The organism is Solibacillus sp. (assembly GCF_040273735.1).
GTDB lineage: Bacteria > Bacillota > Bacilli > Bacillales_A > Planococcaceae > Solibacillus.
Window position 1 is genome coordinate 37,252 of record NZ_JBELZM010000014.1, and the last position, 24,338, is coordinate 61,589.

General features: G+C 34.5%; 25 protein-coding genes. 9 read left to right on the forward strand and 16 right to left on the reverse strand.

Translation table 11 applies throughout. The features are described 5' to 3' along the window. Window positions 1–372: 372 nt before the first annotated feature. Window positions 373–1,923 (reverse strand): solute symporter family protein, encoded by a 1,551-nt coding sequence (locus ABS917_RS13815; protein ID WP_350479529.1) that lies wholly within the window; start codon window positions 1,921–1,923, stop codon window positions 373–375. 2 nt (window positions 1,924–1,925) lie between these two features. After that, entirely contained in the window at window positions 1,926–2,264 is a 339-nt protein-coding gene (locus ABS917_RS13820; protein WP_079526722.1) for a DUF485 domain-containing protein, read from the reverse strand. Window positions 2,265–2,808: 544 nt separating this feature from the next. Here ABS917_RS13820 and ABS917_RS13825 point away from each other — a divergent pair. The 3 genes from ABS917_RS13825 to ABS917_RS13835 all read left to right on the forward strand — a co-directional run bounded on the left by ABS917_RS13825 (window position 2,809) and on the right by ABS917_RS13835 (window position 5,967). Further along, window positions 2,809–3,348, forward strand: coding sequence for a GNAT family N-acetyltransferase (locus tag ABS917_RS13825; RefSeq protein ID WP_350479530.1), 540 nt, complete (start codon window positions 2,809–2,811; stop codon window positions 3,346–3,348). A gap of 18 nt (window positions 3,349–3,366) precedes the next feature. Then, window positions 3,367–4,884, forward strand: coding sequence for a transglutaminase domain-containing protein (locus ABS917_RS13830; RefSeq protein ID WP_350479531.1), 1,518 nt, complete (start codon window positions 3,367–3,369; stop codon window positions 4,882–4,884). 528 nt (window positions 4,885–5,412) lie between these two features. Beyond that, window positions 5,413–5,967 (forward strand): TVP38/TMEM64 family protein, encoded by a 555-nt coding sequence (locus ABS917_RS13835; RefSeq protein WP_350479532.1) that lies wholly within the window; start codon window positions 5,413–5,415, stop codon window positions 5,965–5,967. Window positions 5,968–6,241: 274 nt separating this feature from the next. On the opposite strand, the gene spoIIP is transcribed toward ABS917_RS13835, so the two are convergent. The 9 genes from spoIIP to ABS917_RS13880 form a co-directional block, all read right to left on the reverse strand. After that, window positions 6,242–7,258, reverse strand: coding sequence for a stage II sporulation protein P (gene spoIIP, locus ABS917_RS13840; RefSeq protein WP_350479533.1), 1,017 nt, complete (start codon window positions 7,256–7,258; stop codon window positions 6,242–6,244). A 122-nt stretch (window positions 7,259–7,380) separates the two neighbouring features. Beyond that, window positions 7,381–8,901 (reverse strand): multicopper oxidase family protein, encoded by a 1,521-nt coding sequence (locus tag ABS917_RS13845; protein ID WP_350479534.1) that lies wholly within the window; start codon window positions 8,899–8,901, stop codon window positions 7,381–7,383. A 254-nt stretch (window positions 8,902–9,155) separates the two neighbouring features. After that, window positions 9,156–9,467 (reverse strand): hypothetical protein, encoded by a 312-nt coding sequence (locus ABS917_RS13850; protein WP_350479535.1) that lies wholly within the window; start codon window positions 9,465–9,467, stop codon window positions 9,156–9,158. Between the two features lie 378 nt (window positions 9,468–9,845). After that, a complete protein-coding gene (locus ABS917_RS13855; RefSeq protein WP_350479536.1) occupies window positions 9,846–10,580 on the reverse strand; it encodes an urease accessory protein UreH domain-containing protein in 735 nt (244 codons plus the stop codon). A gap of 138 nt (window positions 10,581–10,718) precedes the next feature. Continuing rightward, the gene (locus ABS917_RS13860) at window positions 10,719–11,255 is read right to left on the reverse strand and encodes a CueP family metal-binding protein (protein WP_350479537.1); all 537 of its coding nucleotides are present in this window, start codon (window positions 11,253–11,255) and stop codon (window positions 10,719–10,721) included. 30 nt (window positions 11,256–11,285) lie between these two features. Then, window positions 11,286–11,966, reverse strand: coding sequence for a response regulator transcription factor (locus tag ABS917_RS13865; protein ID WP_350479538.1), 681 nt, complete (start codon window positions 11,964–11,966; stop codon window positions 11,286–11,288). Window positions 11,967–11,981: 15 nt separating this feature from the next. Continuing rightward, the gene (locus tag ABS917_RS13870; protein WP_350479539.1) at window positions 11,982–13,343 is read right to left on the reverse strand and encodes a sensor histidine kinase; all 1,362 of its coding nucleotides are present in this window, start codon (window positions 13,341–13,343) and stop codon (window positions 11,982–11,984) included. A gap of 481 nt (window positions 13,344–13,824) precedes the next feature. After that, a complete protein-coding gene (locus ABS917_RS13875; RefSeq protein ID WP_350479540.1) occupies window positions 13,825–14,589 on the reverse strand; it encodes a VOC family protein in 765 nt (254 codons plus the stop codon). Window positions 14,590–14,984: 395 nt separating this feature from the next. Beyond that, a complete protein-coding gene (locus tag ABS917_RS13880; RefSeq protein WP_350479619.1) occupies window positions 14,985–15,575 on the reverse strand; it encodes a YitT family protein in 591 nt (196 codons plus the stop codon). 435 nt (window positions 15,576–16,010) lie between these two features. On the opposite strand from ABS917_RS13880, the gene ABS917_RS13885 reads away from it, so the two are divergent. Together ABS917_RS13885 and ABS917_RS13890 are read left to right on the forward strand one after the other, a co-directional pair. After that, window positions 16,011–16,403 carry a hypothetical protein gene (locus tag ABS917_RS13885; protein WP_350479541.1) on the forward strand — a complete coding sequence of 131 codons (393 nt, stop codon included), beginning with the start codon at window positions 16,011–16,013 and terminating at the stop codon, window positions 16,401–16,403. A 427-nt stretch (window positions 16,404–16,830) separates the two neighbouring features. Continuing rightward, window positions 16,831–17,340 (forward strand): Ltp family lipoprotein, encoded by a 510-nt coding sequence (locus ABS917_RS13890; protein ID WP_350479542.1) that lies wholly within the window; start codon window positions 16,831–16,833, stop codon window positions 17,338–17,340. Window positions 17,341–17,380: 40 nt separating this feature from the next. Here the strand turns inward: ABS917_RS13890 and ABS917_RS13895 are convergent, their stop codons facing one another. Together ABS917_RS13895 and ABS917_RS13900 are read right to left on the reverse strand one after the other, a co-directional pair. Next, on the reverse strand, window positions 17,381–18,025 hold the full coding sequence (locus tag ABS917_RS13895; protein WP_350479543.1) for an alpha/beta hydrolase: 645 nt from the start codon (window positions 18,023–18,025) through the stop codon (window positions 17,381–17,383). 21 nt (window positions 18,026–18,046) lie between these two features. Beyond that, window positions 18,047–18,847, reverse strand: a complete 801-nt coding sequence (locus ABS917_RS13900) for a PP2C family serine/threonine-protein phosphatase (RefSeq protein ID WP_350479544.1) — start codon at window positions 18,845–18,847, stop codon at window positions 18,047–18,049. A 101-nt stretch (window positions 18,848–18,948) separates the two neighbouring features. On the opposite strand from ABS917_RS13900, the gene ABS917_RS13905 reads away from it, so the two are divergent. After that, window positions 18,949–19,074 (forward strand): hypothetical protein, encoded by a 126-nt coding sequence (locus tag ABS917_RS13905; protein ID WP_350479545.1) that lies wholly within the window; start codon window positions 18,949–18,951, stop codon window positions 19,072–19,074. Window positions 19,075–19,114: 40 nt separating this feature from the next. Beyond that, window positions 19,115–19,369, forward strand: a complete 255-nt coding sequence (locus ABS917_RS13910; RefSeq protein WP_350479546.1) for a hypothetical protein — start codon at window positions 19,115–19,117, stop codon at window positions 19,367–19,369. A gap of 61 nt (window positions 19,370–19,430) precedes the next feature. On the opposite strand, the gene ABS917_RS13915 is transcribed toward ABS917_RS13910, so the two are convergent. Both ABS917_RS13915 and ABS917_RS13920 read right to left on the reverse strand, forming a co-directional pair. Beyond that, entirely contained in the window at window positions 19,431–19,970 is a 540-nt protein-coding gene (locus ABS917_RS13915) for an ATP-dependent exonuclease (RefSeq protein ID WP_350479547.1), read from the reverse strand. 143 nt (window positions 19,971–20,113) lie between these two features. Continuing rightward, window positions 20,114–20,488 carry an rRNA methyltransferase gene (locus tag ABS917_RS13920; protein ID WP_350479548.1) on the reverse strand — a complete coding sequence of 125 codons (375 nt, stop codon included), beginning with the start codon at window positions 20,486–20,488 and terminating at the stop codon, window positions 20,114–20,116. Between the two features lie 499 nt (window positions 20,489–20,987). Between ABS917_RS13920 and ABS917_RS13925 the strand changes: the two genes are divergently transcribed. Continuing rightward, a complete protein-coding gene (locus tag ABS917_RS13925) occupies window positions 20,988–22,361 on the forward strand; it encodes a nucleoside-diphosphate sugar epimerase (RefSeq protein WP_350479549.1) in 1,374 nt (457 codons plus the stop codon). A gap of 271 nt (window positions 22,362–22,632) precedes the next feature. Here the strand turns inward: ABS917_RS13925 and ABS917_RS13930 are convergent, their stop codons facing one another. After that, window positions 22,633–22,794 (reverse strand): transcriptional regulator, encoded by a 162-nt coding sequence (locus ABS917_RS13930; protein ID WP_350479550.1) that lies wholly within the window; start codon window positions 22,792–22,794, stop codon window positions 22,633–22,635. Window positions 22,795–23,004: 210 nt separating this feature from the next. Here ABS917_RS13930 and ABS917_RS13935 point away from each other — a divergent pair, with 210 nt between their 5' ends. Further along, window positions 23,005–24,264: a mechanosensitive ion channel family protein gene (locus ABS917_RS13935; RefSeq protein WP_350479551.1), complete on the forward strand. Its 1,260-nt coding sequence runs from the start codon at window positions 23,005–23,007 to the stop codon at window positions 24,262–24,264. Window positions 24,265–24,338 lie beyond the last annotated feature (74 nt).

Genomic DNA, 24,338 nt, shown 5'->3' on the forward strand with positions numbered 1-24,338 from the left:
ATGGGGAAAAATTTTTTGCAAAAATAAGTTTAATAGAGAAAAAATAATACATTAAGGGGAGAATATTAAATTGTTATATTTTGGATAATCGATAGAAAGGTAGTTGTTACATGGGTTTTGAGGGTGCTAAACATTTAAGAATTACAAAAAATCTGAAAACTGAGTATAAGAAAATATTATTCATTTCTATAAGTAAAAGTAATATTTAAAAAATGATTTGTTTTACAAAAATATAAATTCAGTATATTCAAAAAGTTATATTCATGAAATAAATGGTATAAAAAACAAAAAAACTGCTCAAAAATAGCATATATTTCGGAGACAGTTTTCATTATTTTAAATCTAATGTTCTAATTTATTTTCTTATAATAATTAATGGGAAACGTCTTGTACAGAAATACCTGTATGTGCTTTAACGCGGATCTCTTTATAAACACGTTCCGCCTCTGCTTGTTCCACTTTGTGGGCTGTTAATATAGAGCCTAGGTAACCCGCAAAGAAGCTTAAAGGAATCGTAATGATGGCAGGAACCGCTAAGTTCACGATTGGTTCGCCAACGAAAATCGCATTTCCTGTAGGACTCCAAATGTTTGGACCAAGCGCACCTAATACTAGACAAGAGACTAAACCAGTTACCATTGCAGCAACCGCGCCGTTTGAATTGAATTTCTTCCAATAGATTGTATAGAGGATAACCGGTAAGTTTGCCGATGCACCGATACAAAATGCAAACGAGACTAAGAAGGAAACATTTAAGCTTTGCGCAAATAATGCCAAAAGGATAGAAACAATCGCAATGGAAATAGAACCGATTCTTGCAGCTAATACTTGTTGCTTTTCCGTTAATTTTCCGTCTTTCAGAATCTCACCATAAATATCATGCGAAATTGCTGATGCACCTGTTAATACTAAACCGGAAACAACTGCTAATATAGTAGCAAATGCAACGGCACAAATGAATGATAGCAGAATATTGCCACCTAAAAACTCTGCCAACAATGGAGCAGCAGTGTTACCTGCAGCATTTTCTGCGATGATTTTATCAAACCCGACAAAATGCATTGCACCAAATCCTAAGAAGATTGTCAGCGAGAAGAAGATCGCTGTGATCCATGTTGTCCATGAAATCGATGCACGTGCTGTTTTCGCATTTTTTACTGTAAAGAATCGCATTAAAATATGCGGTAAACCAGATGTACCGAGCACTAACGCAAGCATCATCGAAACCGAATCGATTGTTGATGTGTACTTCATACCAGGCACTAAATATTCGTCTCCGTAATTTGTGCTGACCGTATCAAACATTTTCACTAAATTGAAATCAAACTTCGAGAATACTAAAAACGCCAATAATGTCGTACCGAACAACAATAGACCTGCTTTAATAATCTGTACCCAGCTCGTTGCCGTCATTCCGCCGAACAGTACATATGTCGTCATCATGACACCTACTATTAAAACAGCCATCCAATACTCGATACCGAATAAAAGTTTAATTAATGCACCGGCACCAACTAATTGGGCGATCATATACAAAATGACGATAATAATCGTCCCTGTAGCCGCTACACCGCGAATCCGTTTTTCATTAAAACGCGCTGTCAGCATATCCGCCAATGTATAGCGTCCTAAATTCCGCATCGGTTCTGCTATTATATATAGAAGAACTAAATTTGCTACGACATATCCGACGGAGAAGAAGAAGCCGTCAAAGCCTGTTAATGCAATCGCTCCGGAAACGCCTAGAAACGCGGCTGCAGATAAGTAGTCACCGGCAATGGCAAATCCGTTTTGCCAACCTTTTAAACCACCGCCAGCTGTGTAGAAATCACTTGCTGAAGAAGTTCTCCTAGCAGCGATATATGTAACGATCAGTGTTAATCCCACGATACCAATAAAGAAGCCTGCTGAAACGAGATTCATCGTTATGCACCCGCCTTTTCATATTCTTGTAAAACTGCAGCTGCAGCTTTATCGAATTTAGATGCCATTTTTACATAGAGTGTACATAAAATAATAGTCATAATGAATAGGGCAAGCGAGTATACCCATACCCAAGTAATGCTGCCGACAGCCTTCTGTTGTAACACAGGTGTGAATGCCAGCACCGGTAGTAAGATGTAAAATGTCAAAAATGTTATAGTTATTCCGAATAAAAATGTGTTTTTCTTCTTAACAAACTGATTGAATGTTTCCATGCGATCGATTTTATCATAGTTAATGCCATCGCATTTCGCTGAGATTTTGTCCCCTAATTGACTCAACGGAATTCCCCCTTATGAAAAATTATTCTGTTTTAAACGGCATATTACTATTTGAATCCGTTAATAGTACTCATTGTAAGAGGGGATAGAATATAATGCAATAATATTTTTTCTGAAAAGTTGGAATGTTTAAAATTGGAATGAAGTAGAATTATCAAGTTCTAAGGAGATAAAATTGAAGGCGAAGTGTTTGAAATGTGCAGAGGATTATTATTTGCGAAAAGGGAAGTAATGAAAAACATATTTTAGTTAGAAATTAAATTACATAAAGTACAATATTATATTTCGATACTTAAAATATATGTGATTTAAGCCAATTTCAACTAATTCAGCATATTGTACTATAACACGAAAGGTGTAGTAAAAATCTGATATACTAACAATGAAAAAATTTTTATTATACTTGTGAAATTTCATTCGTATAGAAGAAATCTAGTTATTTACAAAAAACGAAAGAAAAATAATAATATTTTGACCTTGTATTAGAAAAAACCCGAGATATTATAAAGGACGAATCAAAAAAGTATTAAATTGGAGGAGTACTATGTTGAATTTGAATACGAAGCGGTTAACTTTTGAACGGTATACGGAAAAGGATCTTCCATATGTGGCAGACCTCGTTTTGGATCCTTTCATGATGAAATATATTGGTAACGGACAAATAAAAGATAAACATTATGCGATTCATTTAATCGAACGGATGATTGAACAGTATCAAAACTTTGGGGATTACGGGTTACATAAACTGATTCATCGTCAAACGGGAGATTTTATCGGACATGCGGGGCTTGTTGCACAAGTCATTGACGATACATTTGAAATCGAGCTCGGATACTGGATTAAACGCGCTTACTGGGGACAAGGCTATGGGTTTGAAGCGGCACAGGCTCTGGCAGCATATGCAGATGAAGAAATATGGTTGCACCGGTATATTTCAGCGATTCAAGTAGGAAATGAAGGATCTAAAAGAATTGCATTAAAAAACGGGATGCAGTTGGAGAAAATCATAGAAATGGACGGGAAAATGGTTGAAATATATGTTAAGCTCAATTCATTTGAAGAAGACGAAACGGAAGCGTTATAAGAGGAGTATCGACATATTGTGAAAACGTATTTTGAAAGCTATGAACTGTATAAAAGGCAAGGGAATTCAATCAAAACAACCACAATTACAGCTAAACAGTTGCTGCCGGCGCTTATTGCCCATATGGAGCGTATGGACAGGCAGTTTACGCTGCATATTAACGGCCAGCTGCCTATGCCGATCGATTCTTTAATTAAGGAAGCTTTTGATCAGTGCCATCTGGAACAGCCGTTTTATACCCAGCATTGTGAAAAACGAAGCTACAAAAATCGCCAATTAACGAAGAATCGGATTAAAGTGGAATTTACGCTGCGTTACCGTATGGCGCGTCAGGAAGAAAAGTGGATAGTTGATGAAATTCAAGCGATTTTAAAGAAGCGAATTCATCCAGTCATGTCGACGTTGCAAAAGATTCTCATTGTTCATGACTATATTGCAAGAACGTATAGCTATGAACGTCATACAGAAGGTTCGCCGTTTGCTGTGTACACGTTTATGAATGAAAAACACGGTGTGTGTATGGCGTACGCGCTTCTTTTTGAAAAGATGATGGAAGTCCTGGAGATTCCTTGTTATTATGTGATCGGAAAAGCGGCGGGTGAGGGAACAGAGGGACATGCATGGAATATGGTGAAGATTGATGATCATTGGTATCATGTGGATGTGACTTGGAATGATATCGGTTCGATTCCGGGTAAAGAAGTTCGCTATCGCTATTTTTTAGTTGCGGATGAGAAAATGCGACATGATCATGAATGGAATGAAGATCATTATCCAATCTGTTCGAGTGAAAAATTTGAAGCATTTCATCGTTTATATGATGGCTGTCTCGTCAATACTAGTTTATATTACTCTCATCCAGGAAATAGTCATTTGTATGAAACGAACTTTTCGGATTATCCATTTCAGGCTAAACAGAAATTTCCTGTAAAAATTCAATTTTGTTTCTATATAAATGGACTGGTGTATTTCAGGAATGATTCTCATAATGGCTATTTATATCAATTAGATCTAGATGCCGAGGAATTGACACAGCTAAGCGCGGAAAAAGTTATACGAATCTATGAAACTGAAACGACATTAGAAGTTTTGTATGCAGATCAAACAACTCGTAGCATTCAGAAATCAATTTCTGAGGATATAGTAAGTCAAGATTCACTAATAGTTGAAACTGCCGAAAATCGCTTGGAAGTCCTGTTAGATACATTTGGAGATGGTTGGGTAGCTTCAGTTGAACTACAAGCAGATCGTCAGCCAATTGTATTTAAAAGCACGGATGGAATCGAATTGAATGTAGATGATCATTATAAACAATTAACGGTAGATTTATATATTAATAGAGGTTTACATATTCAAATGACGAGTAACCGAAAAAACGTGGAATTCAAACAGCCGGCACAATTGAAGATGCCAATTGCGTTGATACCGGGCTTAGAACAGCAATTAAGTAAACAAAACGCGTTGGAGTATTTTGCTGATGAACAGTTTATTTATATACAGCTGTATAAAAGCGTAACGATCCAACTGAAAAAGTAAGGAGATGGCCATAATATAACGGGTCCGGTAATGTTATGGCCATTTCAATAAAAAACGCATTTTGTCTCACTATTATAAGTATACTTTTGAAACGAGACGTAACTTCCTATAATATATATTATGACCGTGTCCCTAATTAACGTTCCAATAAAAGGATTACTGTGACATATAAATGAAATTTTGTTTTTATTTCTTCAGCTTAACTGTCAAAAATAAATCCCACTCAGACTATATTCCTTAAATTGATATCGGAGTTTTAAATAACACATACACTGGCTTCATAAGTACGCTAGTCGCCCATCTTATAGTAACTTTTCAAATATTTTTTACATTGACCCCTGGTATGTCTCAAATAAGCCCTATAATTGATTCTAAATTTTCTGAGGGTGCATTCTCCTTCACCTTGCCCTTGCATTTAATTATTTTTTTATTTTGGCAACACATAGATTTGTCGGTTATATTAATGGTACAGGTTATAATATTAATTATTCAATAGAACAATAGCAAAAATAATTTTAAGGAATGATTATGGATCAATTTATTTTAGACATTATACAAAATGAAAGACCTTATGGTTGGCTTTATCAATTTTTAATTATGGCACTTGTTTCAATGATTCCCTTTGCACCAATTCCTGTACTGGCGGCATTCATTGCAAGTAATAATTCGTTTTTCCCTGGTCTTGGGATTAACTTGCTTGGGACAACATTAGGATCCGTCCTATTATTTCTCTTAAGTAGAAACTTATTACGCCATGTCGCTCATAAATATTTAGTAAAGAGACAGTATTTAAAGAAATACCTTGCATTAATTGAAAAAAACGGTTTTTTAGCTGTACTACTTGGTCGTATCATTCCAGTTTTACCTTCAGCGGGTATTAATTTAATTGCAGGTATATCGAATGTAAATTTAGGTTCCTTTTTAGCTGCAACATTTTTAGGCAAGTTTCCAACGATATTAGCCTTTTCAATTGCAGGTCATCAGATAGCAGCTGGTAAATGGTATACTGTATTTATTATTTTGCTTTATGTGCTCGTACTATTTTTAATCGGGAAAAAGCTGAAGCGAAAGTGGCGTCAATAACCTACCGACACAAATAATGGATAACCCCCCTCCTTAAATAAAATGATTAAGGAGGGGGGTTCCTATCCCTTACTAAGGAAAACACCTGTTATTACAACACAGCTTATTATCATTAATTTACTTATCTGTATGATTCATTCCATTGAGACAATTGCATTTGCAGTTCGGAGGTCAAAAGTCCTTCTAACAAAAGTAATTTTGCTAAAATATTCCATTCCTAATCATTAACCCACTGGGTATGGTATCTCTATAAGAAATTTAAGGACTCATTATTTCACCGAGATTCCGAATTTTCTTCCCAATAATAATCACTTAACACTTCAGCAAGAGCTTCCGTTGATCGATGAAGTTCTTCTACCGTATTATCTACTCCCCCAATTTCTATAATTAATGAGTTAGGGGAAATATCTTGATTATAAATTCCATTTCCCTGACTGCTACTTTTTTTAAGTATACCTTTTGACAAAGCAGGGTATCTATTCTCTAATAGAGTATGTAGATTATTTGCAAACTGAAGATTTTTTTCATATTCCGCATGACCAGTTCCCACTACAAAAAGTAGGCTTGCATATTTTGTTCTATTTATTTCAGTAGTTGTATTCTCTTTTCGTAATGAATCACGGTGAATATCTATAAAGTATTCAAGGTCTTTATTTTCATTTTGTGATAGTTGCACTAGCTCCCTAGAAACATTGTAAGAGCTGGTGTAAGCTAATTTCCTGGAATTCAAAAGATGTACAATATCTACTGTCTCAACTTTCGTTCCTACTCCCCTTTGATCCATTGCTCGTCCAAGCATTTTTCCAACCAATGTTATGTTTGCTACTGAATGATAAGCTTCTTCTGGTCTGCTTGTATCTTTTAGATAGGGCAAAAAGGATTCCCTACTATGAGAATGATAAATATAAACAACTTCTTTCCCAAAAGTAGAGTGGAAAGCCGAAATTTCCTTAGGTGATTTCATATTTCCAAAAATCCCCTTAATATTTTTTAATCGAAGAGTTCTGTCTTTTAATACTGTTTCCATAGGTGGTTTTAAGTCATCTCTATCCGTGTTTTCGAAAATCTTATCCTCTTCTGAATTAAAATTAATAGTGGGATTTTTTTTATTAAAAGCACTATTTATAACTTCGTTTTCCTCATTATTTTTATTATTAAGTTTGTAGGTCATTGCCAACCAAATAGTAGCTATTGCCCAGATAATAAAAAGGAGGACCGCAATATAAAGAAATAATATTGTTTTATTCTTTCCCTTTCTTTTATTCTTATCTTCTGTTAATTTAGGAGACATTTAGACCCTTCCCTTGCTATATTTAATAATTAAATTAAGTATTTAAAAAACCCTCAAGTAAATCCCAACTATTACTTGAGGGTGTTCTTTAATTATCTTATATTTCACTAGCAGTCTAGAAACTAGATTACTTCTACTTGTCCCATCATTCCGTTTTCTTCATGTTCGAGAATATGGCAGTGGAACATGTATATACCTTTATTATTAAATTTCACGGCTAATTTAACTGTTTGACCAGCTTCAATTGAAATTGTGTCCTTCCATCCCTGCAAGTTTACAGGTGGCTCATTTCCATCAATTGAAACAACTTTAAATTGAGTACCATGAATATGAAACGGATGAATCATGCCACCCATCGCATCTGGTTTATTGTAAATTTCCCAAATTTCTGTTTCACCTTGCTTCTGCGAAAAATCAATTCGGTTCATATCAAATTGTTTACCATTAATATAAACCATTCTCCCCATCCCGAAAAGTTCCAGTTTTTTCGTAACAGATAAATTTCTTTCTTCATCTGTCACTGCGAAATCATTTAAACTTGTTGAAATTTCTAGCGGATTCGTTTTTTGCTCATCAATAATAAATGGTAAAAGTATTGCATCATCTTCATTCAAAAGTGCAATATCACTTTCAGAATCGTATTTTGAAAAATCCACAATAATTTCCGCTCGCTCACCAGGTGTTAATGTAATTTCACTCATCTCAATAGGGTTATTTAAAAAGCCACCATCACTTGCTATTTGTTGGAATTTATCTCCTGTATTTAATTTAAATGTATAATTTCGTGCATTCGCTCCGTTTAATAAACGAAGTCTCGCTTTTTCTTTTCCTATTGTCAGTTTTGGATTTATCGTACCATTAACTAATAAAGTATCACCGATTGTACCATCATCATTTCGTACTGCTTGATAATCAAACTGTTTTTCGACAGTGAACTCTCTATCTTGAAATACTAATGGAAAATCGTTTACTCCATATTCTTTTGGTAAGTTTAGATTTTTAGAATTATTATCTTCAACATAGATTAGTCCTGCTAGACCTTTATATACTTGTTCCGCTGTAGAACCTTCTGGATGAGGATGGAACCAAAGTGTTGATGCACCTTGACTAACAGTAAACTTCACGTCTTCCATTGCTCCTGGTTCTAAAAGCTGATGTGGACCACCATCGCCTTCACCTGATATATCTACACCATGCCAATGAAATGTTGTTGGTTCAGTTAATTCGTTTCTTGTTCTAAATATTACCGTTTCTCCTTCATTAACACGAATAACCGGACCTAAAAATGACCCATTGTATCCAAATGTTTGAGATTGAACTCCCTTAAAAATTTCTGTTGTACCTTGTTGAGCTTTAATAGTAACAACTCCATCTTTCGGTTCAATTAATTGTGGGATGGCTAACTCATTTTCCCCGGTCGAATTATTTAGTGCAACAAGGTTTGTATGACTTGCATGACTGTTTTCCATATCCATGCCTTCCAGTTCCTCATCGGTCATGTTCGAATGGTCCATACCCTCCATGTTTGTCATGTTTGAATGATCCATTGCTTCATGCTCACCAGATTCAGAACTATCTGCACTACAGCCTGCAGTAATAACACTACTTATTAGTAAAGTAGTAACTAAAAAATTAAACTTCATGATATCTCCTCCTTGTGTTTCATTGCAATTACTGTAACAAATAAATATGGAGGAAATATGGAGATTAACGGCCATTGCCAAGAAAGTGCAGAAATTTTCCGTGAATATTCGAAAATGTATAGAAAAATAACTCAATAATTAATTAATACGCCCCTTTAGAGGAGATTACCAAATCATTCATATATTTGGTATTAAGCCTAAAACTTTTTAAAATATCCCTACATAATTGAGTTATGCCATATTGCTAAACAGATTTATCTTAAGAATAGTAACAAACTATACATAATAGTTATTATTAGACCTATTAACAATGCTAAAAAACCAAGTGCCATTAGGTCTTCATTTTTTTCCATATTTCTATATTCTTTATATGTTAATTCTCCCATAGCAAATCTTAAACCATTATGATTAATATTTACTGAATAGGATTTCCCCTCAGTATCTTCAAAAATTGCTTTTGTAATCAATGCTCTTCCATCTCCAAAGCTTTCAAGATTCTGAGGTTCAATAATACTATCGTCAGAAAGTCCTAACTTCATCATTTTGTACATTGATTGGTTTTTCATTTCTTCACATATTCTATAAGCCTGCAGTTCAACAAAATTACTAGAAATACACACTTACCTCAACTCACTTTTATTTAGATTTGAATAAATAATTACATATTTTTTTATTATATTCACTTACCTTTAATTTTTGCTACTAAACTGGATATAAAAAAATAATAATTGTCTAAGAATTCGAATTCTTAGGCAATTTTTTATTTACTATTTTTAGTTATTATTAATCTTTAAAAGCTGTGCATTAATTGCACAAATAATCGTACTCATGACATACCTGCTGCACCTATTGCAGGTGTTATAATAATACCAACTATTTAGAAAACCCGCTGTAAGTGGAATCCCAATAATGTTATAGCCTGCAGCTCAACCTAATCATCTGTTTTATATTCCCCAATATGTGATGGTGTCAAGGATGCCAATGAAAATCAGTACAATTCCAGCAATCCTTTGTATGACTCTTCCTGCCTTCATACTTTTTTTCAAGATTAGACCCTTCACATCAAAATACCATATTAGACCTAAAATCATGATAAGGGGAATCGATGTTGCGAATCCAAATATTGCAGGAAGCACTAATCCATAAGATGTAGATGCTACTGTAGGCATTAGCCAAACGAAAAAGAGGACAAACATTGTAGGACAAAATGCAATTGCAAAACTTGCACCTAAAAGGAATGACCCTACCTTTCCCCTTTTTAAACTTTCTGGAATATAAAAATTAAAGCGACTTAAAAATTGAAACTTTAAAAATCCTAATAGTACAAATCCAGTAATAATTAATAAGGGACCAATTATTTTACGGAATAATGGAAAGTACTCCGTCACTTTTATTTCAAATGATTGACCAAAAAACCATGCAAATAATCCGATGACGCTATAAACCATCACTTTTCCAATAATGAAAGACGTAATTACTCCCCAACTGTTGTTTATTTGAATCGTTCGATTTCCGTAAATGGTTATTGCGCTAATATTTCCGGTGAGTTGACAGGGTGCTACCGCGCCAATTAAACCTAGAAGAAGAGCTATAAAAATTGGAGAATGATTATATGAATGTAAAAAAGCAGAAATCGGGTTACTGACTATTTGACTTATTTGAGACAAAAAATTATACATTTTATTGTCACCTTCTCTAGTTATTTATAGAAAGCTAATTTATCTCAACTTGACCTTTATCTGTAGGGTGAAAATATATTCCTCCCTCATTTACATACATTTTCCTACCATACCTGCTGTATCTCATAAAACATATCTCTAAATCAATTTCATTGTTGTGATACAAGTACCGTCATTTTCAAATGTAGAAAATTCAGATTCAACTGCTTTTCCTTGATGTTCAATTTTTACTTGGAAAGTTTGTTCACGTGGCAGCCATAAATCAATAAATCCATTCTCTTCTGTTCTTAATATGTCATCAACTAGGACATTACCTTTTGCATCCTCTATGTATACATCAAACTCTTCACTTACCATTTCACCCTGACACCCCGTTAAACTATGATTTTCGCAAGGATGTGTTTCGTTTATGTAAGGGGCAATCGAAACAAAAAATTCATCTTTAGGAAGGTCATATACTTGCTCAGTTCCATCGTTTTCTTTTACTAATAAATGTTTAGATGTTATAGAAGCGGACTCGGCTTCAACATTTCGGGCACTATAGTCTTGAACTAATTCCTTAATTTCTCTACTTTCATTTTTTATAGAACTGTTTTCCTCATTCATATTTTCTTCACTACAAGCTGTTATAAGAACAACTGAAAAAATAGTACTAATAAGCATTTTTAATTTCATTTTACTTTACACCTCTTGGTTTTAATTAGACTAACTCCATTTATAACCGATTCCCCAGACAGTTTTTAGAAATTTATTAGTAGGAAAACCTTCTTTTTTCAACTTTTCTCTTAAATTGCGAATATGGGAATCAACTGTTCGAATATCCGTTTCTGTTTCATAATCCCAAGCCGCATTGAGCAATTCTTCCCGAACATAAACTTTTGAAGGTCTAGTCATCAGCGCCTTCACAATAAAAAATTCTTTCGATGTAAGTTGAACAGTCGAATTTTCGTAATACAAGGAATATTTCTCCGTGTCTAAATAGAATTCGTTATAAACAACATTATCACGATTACTCTCATCAACTTTTGGAACTCTTCGTAATATCGCGTGAACCCTGGCAACCAATTCACTTTCATCAAATGGCTTTGTGAGATAATCATCAGCGCCGATATTTAATCCCTTTACTAAGTTCAGTTTATCTGATCTTGCGGTAAGCATAATTATAGGGACTTGTGAGAATTCACGTATCTTTTTACAAACTTCCCATCCATCCATTTCAGGCATCATTACATCTAAAATAACCAAATTTACTTTTTCATTTCTAAGTGTTTCTAAAGCATTTTTCCCATTTATTTCTTTTAGACATTTAAATCCGTGTGGAACCAGAAATAATTCAACCAGATTTAACATTCTTTGTTCATCATCTACTAAAAGAACCGTTTGCATTTATTCTTTCTCCTTTTATATCGTGATTTTAAACGTACTCCCCTGTCCTATTTTGCTTTTGACCTCGATGGTTCCTCCATGTGCATCAACTAACTCTTTCACAACAGCGAGACCGATTCCTGAGCCTCCATACGCACGTGATCTTGATTTTTCAACTCGATATAATTTTTCAAATATAAATTCTATTTCGTTTGATGGAATCCCAATACCAGTATCAATAACAGTAATAACCGTTTTTCCGTCCTTTTCATATGCTTTTAAACAGACCTCTGAATTTTCATTGGAGTATTTTAAAGCATTATCTAATAAATTTAGTAGTATTTGTTCTAATCTAAGAGCGTCAGCATAGATGTGTAAATTGCTTTCACTAACAAGTTTAAGTTTGATTTTTTTTATATCAAATGAAGGGGCTACGAACTTATAAATATTCTCCAGAAATGGTTTGGCCAAAAAATGTTCTTTGGAAATGGTGAAGGAATTTTCATCCATTCGTGCCAAATCTAATAAGTTTTTCATTAATTCTTTCATTCGATTTGATTCTTCACCAATAATTTCCAAATAATATTTACGATCCTTATTACTCAAATCTTCTCTTTTTGCAACTTTCGAGTATCCAATCAAATATGTTAGTGGTGTATTTAATTCATGAGCAATAGAAGCAAGGAACTCATTTCTCTCATTCTTTAATCGTTTTAAATCCTTTGCTAACTTGTGAATGGAATTCGATAAGTCACCTAGTTCATCACTCCCTAAATTCGGTAAATTCACCTCAAAAACACCTTTACTTAATTTCTCGGTTGCTTCTTTCATTCGGATTAACGGTCGAGTTAGAATTTTAGATAGTAACGCATATATAATAAATAAAACGATTAATCCTATAATTCCAGATATAACAAAATGCAAGTTCATGTCATCAACCATTTGATTGATTGATTTTGTACTTTGAAACATTAATACAACGCCTGATCGATTTTGATCCACTACGTATGGATGTACGCTAACTATGTAAGGTAGACTTCTCCAATCCGAAACTACTATGTAATCTTTTTCACCATTAAAATCGTCTACAGATAGTTGATACTCTTCTTGTAACATATAGGAGTTACCGGAACTGCCAATGATACTACCTGTACTATCTATTATCATCACTTCACGCTTTTCATTTTTTTCCATCAACACAATATGTTTTATCGTTGTATCTGAATAATTTTCAATAAGAACATCGCGATGATTTGCACCATTTGCCAATAATAACGAGAACTCTTCTTCCACCCTATTACTAATCATATTTTGATGAAGGTAATACATCAAAAGCGATTCCATTATTAGCACCACTATGAAAAAACAAACCGCCAATTTTGTAGAAATTTTATTCACTTTTATTTTGCTCTCCTTACATAAAACGTCTTAAAACATAAATAGATTGTTAGCTACTTTAACTTTCCTTCTAAAATCCTGTGAATCCTCAAAAAAGGCATCAATAACGCAATAATAAAACCGTATTCACTATTTTATTTAGTAAAACTAATGTTAGTATAACTAATAAATATGGAGAAATTATGCAGAAAATTAATTTATAATTGTTTTGAGTTGATGCGAAATAAAGTTCAATTAAAAAAAGTTTGCTCAATCTTTATTTAGCAATATAGCCAAAACCGCCATTTTGAAAAAAGATGATCAAAATGGCGGTTTTTTTAGTTTAGTATGAGACTTTTATAAAAAAAGTTCGATTATTTCCTCAGAGTGTTGTTCCACAATAGCGTCCGATTGTGGAATATCGTTTTTTAAATTTTGGATTCTCATAAAACATTCATAAAGTATGTTTGGAATTTTCGCCTATACCGGAAGGACATAAATCTCAAAAATTCAGTATTCTTAGGTTTTCTATTAGTAACGGGGTTAATACTTTACCCTTAGAATTAAGTAACACGCGTGTTTCTATAGTCTCACTAATATAAAAATGTATTGACTGACCATCTTTAAGTGGAATATTAAGTTGATCGGTATCTTCATTAATGCAGTAGAACACATTTTTTAACCATTCAAAGTCTCGTCTTGTAAATGGGCCGAAAAATTGGACTGACTTTATTCCATCGATACCATTAGCTTTGCTATTTGGTACCATTCGATTACGCATTTTCTTTTCAATTTGTGGCGAATCGACTTGCTGAAAACCTAATTGAAAAGGTACTTCGTCAAAATATGGGAGATATGCATTTTGCCATTTAGCAGAAAAATTAATTAGTTTAAAGAAAAAAGGAAACCTTATTCTTTCAGGATTTGATATGCCAAAACTTTTCAATAACTCACTAGTTTTTTCAATATTATTTGTTTTGAAAAATAGTCCAATGACACCTCTATGACCAGAATTATACTTATCAACCCAGTCTTTGATCCAGCCACCGCCATCTTTCGATTTAATATAGATAAACTCGAAATATTCATCTCCTATCCATAAATTTGAGGCTTTGAAACCTTTATTTCCTTTACCTTTTGAGGGTGTATAAGGTAAGCCTAACCGATTAACTTGCTCAATAAATTGAATATTTTTTTGATATTTCTCATCAACATTTACCACAATATGATCGATAGAAAATGGGTTTATTTTAGAAACTTGTGCCATATAGTTCCTCCTTTTATAATCAACGTTGAATATATTGTTAAAAATAAAGCCGATCTAATCGAATGTAGCTTTTCAGTGTAGCTGTTTGTTCTTTTGATGATTCTACCCGAGTTTTTTGTACCATATTCCTGCCTGCCTTACTAAAAACCCTTCCTACAAGATTTGGAATATCATAACACGCACATAAAAGCCCTACAATATGAAAATTGTATGGCAAACAATATTTGATAACGCAAACAGAAATCCTTACTGCCCTTTCCGGACAACTATTTCGAACTACCAACCCCCACTCCTTAGGTATCCAGAAAGTCCTGGTTCCCTCCAAAAGGCACGATCATAGATAGCAACTACTTTGGCCTGTCCTGCCATCCATGCTCTTTTCCTCGCTTTATACATCATTTGAAAGCGACAACATGTCCTTTTCTACTTGTAATAATACTCGTGGTGATACCAATAGAAAGTATAGTCATAACGGAGAGATAAAACGTCTCTGAAGATAATAATAAACCACCAATAATTATTATGATGGAATCAATAAACAAAATATAAATCCCTACATTTATCCCCGTCTTCTCACATAAAAACTGTGCAATAAAATCCGTGCCTCCCGTACTCGTCTGAAAATTTAACATCAATCCATTCCCAATTCCAACAAGCATGCCACCTAGTAATGAACTGTATATAGCTTCTAATTCAATTAGTTTACTTAATGGTGATAGAAAATCGATAAAAAAGGCATACAGAAGCAGACCATGTAAGCTGTTATAGAAATAATTTCTATAAAAAAACCAAGCAAAAATAAAAATAGGAATACTAACTACAATAACTATTAATCCTGTATTAAAACCCCATAAGTAATTTGCTATTAATCCAATTCCTACTGTTCCTCCATCTAATATTTCATGTGGCACTATAAACAGATTTATACCCAATGATATAAAAATGCTTCCGGTAATTAGCGCCAAACCTTTTTTAAAAAAGTACAGGGAATCACCTCTTATTTATACTTTTCAGAACATCTATTAGTACAATTCAAGTAATGGAAATACTTAAAAATATATGTTCATTACTTAGTTTAAAGAAGAACCCCCAAAAGTTTTTTAATACTTGCTATTATTGTTTTGAAATTCCTTCTAGCATAAGGTTAACCTTCAATACATAACAGTTTCTTCACCAAAAGGATGTCTGAAAGTTATAACTCCTTTAAACATCCTTTTGATATTTCTATCTCGTAACTCAACACCTATTTCTAACACAAAAGGTATTGATTTGAGACATTACCTTTTATATTTTTATCAATAATTTTGCAAATATGAGTTAAACCCTCATTATGACAAAACTTAGCCGGTATTTGAGTGTATAGGGTATAGATAGGTTTATTAATTTGTTACAATAAACAATTGAACTGGAGGTAATGCATTATGACCAAATGGACCATAGTACTTATAACGGCAGGAATGCTGCTTGTTGGGTGCAGCGATGATGCTGCAGAAAAAAATAGTAAGGCGGAGGAAGAAACTCCTGGAGAGTTTCTCCAGGAAGAAGAAAAACCAAATGAAGCCGATCAGCTTAAAGACGATATCAGTGAGGAAGAGGCTGCAAAATTACCGGAATACAATATTATCCGTAAGCAAATTGGAGAGGGTTCTTACAAAATTGTGATCCTTGCTAATAACGAAGAAACTCGTATTCTCCATTTTTTAAATGCACAGGATGAACTACAATACAAAGCTGTGTTTGTAAAAGAGACCAATCGTTTAAAAATTATAAACACCAAAGGAGACGGCAATGTATTTAATCAAGTCATTGAATAAGCGCAATTTATCTAATGTCTCCATAGGTAGTTCGAAAATGAATGAACCGTGAATCCCTTTCTTTGAATAAAACTCGCTTCAATAATGGCGAGTTTTTTGTCATATTTTAGACTTATTTATTATACTGACATTATATTGCTTCCCCAGCCTCCTGCTGCTGTACTTCTAACAAATGTCATCCGATAGACATTGATGAACCAATTCTCATGGCATCTTTACCTCATATATAAAAATAATTTTCATTAAAAGTGCATAAGATTACTCTCATTTAAGCAACCTTTGCCTCCTTAAAAATAAAGTTAATCAAAAAAATAGATACTTTCCGGAAATCCAATAAAAATTTGTTATATATATATAAATTACCAGTATTATTATCCTACAATAACTAGTAATATATATTTATAATCAAAAAGGAGGATTTACCGCGTTGAAGAAAGTATTTAAACTTGGTTGTGGCGGATTTTTAGCCCTTATTATATTAGTAGTAATCATCGCAGTGTTCAGTGACGGAGAAACATCTGAAGTGGATTCAGATACAAAAGTTGAAGCGACGACTGAACCGAAAGAAAAAGCGGCAGATACAAAAGAAGCTGTAAAAGAAGAGCCAAAAGAGGAAGCAAAAGAAGACAATGTACCGCGCGAATATAAATCTGCATTGAAAAAGGCAGAAATGTATGCGGAAACAATGCAAATGTCTAAAGCCGGTATTTACGACCAGTTAATTTCAGAATATGGAGAAGGTTTCCCTAAAGAAGCCGCGCAATATGCAATCGATAATCTGGAATTTGACTGGAAAGCGAATGCTTTAGAAAAAGCAAAATCATACGCTGAAACAATGGCAATGTCTGACTCTGCCATTTATGATCAATTGATTTCCGAATACGGAGAAAAATTTACGGCTGAAGAAGCTCAGTACGCAATTGATAACTTAGAATAAATTGAAAGCCTTCCATAGTATAGGTGGAAGGCTTTTTTCATTAAAATTCAGCGATTTCTTTAATGACCGTTTTCAAAAGATCAATTGAACTGACAGGATCGCTCTTATACTGCAAACTGTGATCCGCTCCTGCCAGAAGTCTTGTCACCAGATTTGGATTATTGGTGAATCGACGATATCTTTCCGCGTTATAATGCGTGTCATCATCTCCAATAAAACATAAACTATCGTTACGGCTGTGTAACATCGATTCAAAAACATCATCTCGATTAAGAAGCGGCGTTAACCATACAGCTTTTGCATGATGAAAGATCTCCATATCTAACAGTGACGCCATAGCAATCGTTCCTAGAGACTTTCCGACAAGATAATAGCCTTCATAAGAATTCTTATCTAAAACTTTATTTATGACTGCACCTACATCATATTTAATCGCTTCAACGAGCTCATCCATACAGAAAGGATCGTAAAACTTATCATTATACGTATAATTCACCTGCAGCACATCAACCGATTTCTGTAAAAACACACCCGTCGAATAATGAAGAAGTGGTGCTTGCGCGGTATATCCGGCTCCTGGAAGCAAAATCGCCAGTTTTGGGGCATGCTTATCGCTACTTAAAATTGTATAATGAATATCCTTTTCTTTATAACCTGTGACAGAACCTGTTTTTACTTTAAACATATACAAAACCCCTTTTATTGATTATTTATTACTCGGTTCAGTTGCATTTTCATCGACAACAACAGTCCATGAAACAATCGTTGTACTGTCCCGTACGCCCTTTTCTTCAATTTCTTTTAATAGCTGCCATACAGAATCGTGCTGAGACTGGGAATGGTCAAATACCTTCATGATATCCTTGGGGTTATCAAATGTAGTATGGGGACATTCCGTTAGTCCGTCTGTTGTCATAAAAAGCTGATTCATCCCTTTTCGCAATTCTCTGCGTCCCGTACTGTAACACGGGACATCCAATTCAAACGTATTTACATTCCCGATCCATTCGTAGAAATTTCTTTGATTTAACTGATATTGCTGCATTTCAGCCAGTTCAGGATGAAATAAATGAAGAATACAGTCCCCAACAGAAAACCACCAAATATATTTATCTTTCCTTAACACGATCAGACATGCCGTTTCCCCTTGTATTTCACGGCAACGGGCTAAAAAGAGCGGATTTTGAAAAATATTTACAATATGATGATCCAATTCCTTAAAAGCAACGGAAAGTGGCTTATTAAAAATTGAAGTCAGGTTATGCTCTTCATTCGAAATAGTCTCCACGACAAGTTCGGCACTTTCCGCACTGTTATGAGCATCCAAAATCATAACAAATTCCCAATCTTGTTCTTCATTCACCCAAACGATACACCCATCCTCGTTTTTATATTGCCCTGCTGATGAATTGCCGCCAAACCTTCCAATCGTAAGGTTCTTAAATTGCTGTATATGGGGTAAATCAACAAAATGCGTTTCGCTCCTTATCCAACTGAATTTGAACATTACTACTAACCTCCTATTCTCTTTATAGATTCCCATAGTATAGCACCTACAATATAAAATTTGTAAAATATGGTATAAATTTAGGTGAAGGAGGTATGAAAATGAAGAAAATCTCTTTATTCGCAACTTTATTCATTTCCAGTTTTACGCTTTTAGCTGCATGTGATGAAAAAACTGCAGTTGATTACACGACTTTAACCGCGCAAGCAGAAGATTTCGAAACGTAATCGATATTCCCTCACCTTACATGAAGATGACTTAACGATAATGGGTACTATGGGTATTAATGTAGAAGATGACCGAAAAAGTGCTATTGATGAAGTTATGCTCTCTTATTTTGAATCTACAGAAGAAGAACTTACGGCATTTTTCCAAAAAGAATTTTCAGATGCAAAAGTGGAAGTACAAGGCAATCAATACTTGATTACAGCGGATCATGGCCTCTCTCTGGAATTCACAAAGTTTAAGGATCATATCATTGTGGATGCTGAAGGTATGGAATATATTCGAAAGGCTAAGTAGTCACCTGCTATAAAGAAAAAGCTTAGCCCATTTCCGAGCTAAGCTTTTTGATTTTATCTAACTATTTCTTTTCATACTCATCAAATTTTATATTTTTCTTACTCGTCATGAGGTAAATATAACTCGTTGCCATCGTTTTATCTTCCTGAACGATCAATTCATTCCCCGATTTATCGATAAATTTATAATTACCTAATGCATTCGGTACATATTCTAATGCAACACGGTCAATCGCATCCCATTGCATTTTCTGAGAGCCGATTAGCTGGCGTTTATACACTTCCTGTTCATTAATCGCTGTGTACGTACTAGTGGAACCGTATAACGTCACCAACCCTCCTATAATGAGCAGTAAACTAAGCACATACGTCGCAATTTGACGTTTCCAGCAAAGCAATGCAAAGGCCGCTGCTAATACAACAAACCCCGCCATAATAATTTTTACATTCGTTCGAAACGAATAAATATAAAAATTCGAGCGATCGGTCAAAAATAAATCCGGAACAGTCATAGGTACAAATATAGCGAACAGCGGTGAAATAATGATACAGGTAACCGCCATTACACCGAAAATCAGTCGCGGTGAATAATTTTTAAACATGGCCGTTCTCATCCCCTCTAAAAATACCTTTATACTTTATAATTTAAAGTATAACAGACAGATTTTCAATAATTTGGAAAAAATAAAATTAAAACGTAATAAAAAAGCAACCGGTTTCCCGATTGCTTTCATCCTTTTCTTTATTAAACTTCTACACGGTAACGCCAATTTGCGTGTTTAACATCCTCATAATTGATATACGCAACACTTGCTTCAATGACATCGTTTAAGTTGAGGCTATGATCTTTTGCAAAATCCTTCAAGCTGTCCAGTAATTCTTTGTCGCATGTTGTACGAAATTCGATGCGATCTTTAGGCCGGTTTTTTTTATCGTAAATGATTGTACCGGATTCAATTAAATTACTATAACCATTTTCCAATAAATAACCGATATGTGTGTCATATTTTTCGGCAAGCTGCTTTAAACTGTTGATAATTGCCGCGCTCATTCGCGTTTTGTACCGGATTCTTGATTCATCCGTTGTTTGAATCAGTTTCCTATTATGTATCTTCCACATTGTCATTCTCCTATCAGCAATTCATTACGTATATTATAGCCAATATTGCACAAAAGAAAACACTCCTTATGGCATAAGGAGTGAAAGTGGTAAAGTTGCGGTCGGTATTTCCTATTAAGTTGTAATGTTCCGTACGTTAGTTTAACATCATATAAAACGTTTGAGCTGAAATTTTCAATGGTATATCTCAAGTCGTGTATGCATTTCGCTCGCCTAACTTAAGTTGGCATCTTTCGAAAATCTTCGTTAAAGCATTTTGTTCATTAATTGCCTAAAATAAACTGTGAATGTTACTTGATAAACGCATACAACGAAGCTAATAGAAATCATCATATAAACAATCTAAACTAGTGGTTAACTTACATCTACTCTTCTGTGACCGCAACTTTACTTACAAGTTATATACCACGTCAAAACATCCTTAAACCTAATTTGCGAACTTTTTTTTCGGAATTTCTATGATTCAAGTATATAATAATAGGAACGGAGGTGTCTTAGCATGTTAAAAATTAAAAAGATCGAGTTTATTAAAGTTCTGTATGATGACGCATTGGCGCAAAATTTCTTTTCAATCGCGAATATTACCTTTTCAAATAGAAGTCCGATACAAGGAGCCCTCCTCTACTGGCAGCAAAATGAATCAAAGGAACCTTATACAAAAGAAGGCGACTACAAGTTTTTCTATGACTTGGCAAAAGCGCAATATTTTGCGGCTGTAAAGTTTCCGAAAGACTGTGACTTAACACGGGATGAACGCCAGGAACTTGCCTATATATTACTGGAAGAGCGCGGAGCAATCGGGACGTACAGTTTTGTTTCGACGAAACCGAAAGCAACTTTCCATTTAAATAAGGCTTTTCGGGAAATTCCGTTTCCTGCACAGTTTTCAGTAGATGATTTTAACGATCTGTCCATTGTGAAACAGCTGGAATCGAATGATGAAACTGTTTACGAGCTGCTTCCATATGACCGCGTATTTTTAGAAGCTTATCGGAACTGGTGCAATCAGGCGGTTCAGTTGCATCCTTCTCGCTTAACGGCTTATTTTCAATACTTGCCGTTTACGTATATGAGTTATGCCAATCCGCTTTTATCAGAGCAGTTTTTAATTGATTATTTGCCTGACGTGGATCTGGAAGCGCTTCAGTACAACAAGCCGGTACTTGCGCGGTTGTCGATGTCCTTTAGACGTTATTTAGTAACAACGTTAATGGCAAACAAAAAGCGTCTGAATCCGGATTTTGTCGATCAGCTGGATGATTTCATCGAAAGCAATGTCTTTTATAATTCATTTGAGCTTATTTATTTACCGGAAGCCGATGAAATCCCGGATATGGATATGCAGCTTTTCGAATATGACCGCGGTTCGTATAAATGGGCTGGCAGTGAGCATTTGGTTAAAGGTATCCCGTCACTAGTTAGTCAGAAGTATAACCGGTATGGGGACCGACGTTTAACAAATGCTGAGATGGATAAAAAAATTAAGGCATACAGTGACGAACAAAAGCAGTTATTCACTGCAATTGCGGAGCTGCATTGGCTGAATAAATACAAAAATGAGCTGGATTGGTCTTACATTTGTCAATACAATGTGCATTTGACGGAACAATTTTTAACAGCGCATATCAGTTACGTCGATTTCAATGCATTGGGCTTGAATACGGATATTGTAGTAAATGAGGATTTTTTATCAACATATTTGTACCGGTTTAACCATCAAAAAGCGGTTCCGTTAATTATTTCTCATTTAACAGAGCAGTTTTATTTAACGCATAAAGATGAAATTAAAGTCGACCTCGATTTGCTTTATAAATATATGGACAATATCGATGAGGAAGAGTTTTTACGAATTGAAAGTTATTTGCTTGATTAATAAAGGGCTGCTTTGTAACTCGTTTACGAAGCAGCCTTTTTGATTTATAAAGAATCAAAACATAAAAAAATCAATCTACAACGGATTCGTAGATTGATTTAATACAGTAGATTAAGTTGTGATTTCATAAACACCTCGATGCAGCATGGCGTAATTTGCACATATGTGGGACATTTCTATCGTCGGATTCGTCTGGATATAGTGAATGTTCACAAGTTCGATGGAATGAATGGGCATTACATCCTTATAATAAACAGTTTCGGTTTGAGGATTAATCATTTTGTCTCATCTCCTGTTCCATTGCATAGCCGTTGTAAGCAAGTAATTGCTGATAGGAAAGCTGATTAACGTAATATCGGAAATTCACCGGCTGTAATCCGAATTGTTCACATTTCTCTACATACATCTGATACCCTTTTTCAAAATAACTCATTGTTCTTCTCTCCTTTGTTATATAACAGTTATTATTTGTAGATTAAATATATAACAGTTTATAAACAGTGTCAATGAATTATAATGAATTATCTGAATTTTTATTTTAAATTTAAAAGTTTTCGGCAAAGGGTTTTTATCTGGAATCTCCAGTAGACAATCATTTCATCTCATCGACATCTTTGTTACCATAGGAGGCGGGAGGAATTAGATGAAACTTATTTATAAAAAACTAATCGATTTTGGATTAAGTCCATTATTTGCTGAATATCTTTCAGTAGCGCTCATGATTATATTTATTGTAATCATTTGTTTAATAGCAAACTTCATCACTAAAAAAATCGTCATCCGATTTATTACACATATTGTGAATAACAATAAGTATCGGTGGGATAACATTCTGTTGGAAAAGAAAGTGTTCCATAAGTTATCTCATATCGTGCCGGCGATCATTATTTATTATTTTGCTGAAGCCTTTACGTATCAAGCCCTTATCGAAAAAGGAGCTATTACGTATATTATAATAGTTGTATTAAGCCTAATTGGCAGTTTATTAAATGCTGTACATGATATTTATCAAACGTTTGAAATTTCAAAAGTACAACCGATCAAAGGCTATATTCAAGTCGTTAAGATAATTGTCTATGTCCTCGGTATTATACTGGTCATAGCGAATTTAATTGGTGAAAATCCGTTGATCATCCTAAGTGGACTAGGTGCACTATCAGCTGTATTGCTGCTTGTTTTTAAAGATTCCTTATTAGGCCTTGTCGCAGGAATTCAGTTAACATCGAATGATATGGTGCGTGTAGGTGATTGGATTGAAATGCCGAAATATGGAGCGGACGGGGATGTTATTGATCTTTCATTAAATACAGTGAAAGTCCAAAACTTTGATAAAACAATTACGACAATACCTAGTTATGCATTGATTTCGGATTCTTTTAAAAACTGGAGAGGTATGCAAGTTACTGGTGGCAGAAGGATAAAGCGCTCCATCTTTGTCGATACGACAAGTATCGCGTTTTGCTCGGAGGAGAAAATTGAGAAGTTACGTAACATCCATTATCTTACGGACTATATAGATACGAGACAACGTGAAATTGCCGAATACAATATTAAACATCATATTGATACAAGCAATCAGGTGAATGGCAGAGCGCTGACAAATGTCGGGTTGTTCCGAACGTATATTAGCAACTATTTAAAAAACCATCCAGGAATCCATAAAGAAATGACAACAATGGTGAGACAATTAGCGCCGAACGAACATGGGCTACCAATTGAAATTTACGCCTTTTCAAATGATATCAACTGGGCGGTCTATGAGTCGATTCAATCGGATATTTTCGACCATCTCTTTGCAATCGCAACCGAGTTTGACTTAAGACTATTCCAAAATCCAACCGGCAATGATTTTAAAGCTATGAGTTCCTTACAACCGAATAAACATGAAGGCGAATTAGATTGATTGATCGCTTCAAAACACCCATTTTCTCATGAATAGAAAATGGGTGTTTTTTTCGATTTAAACATGTTGCGCTC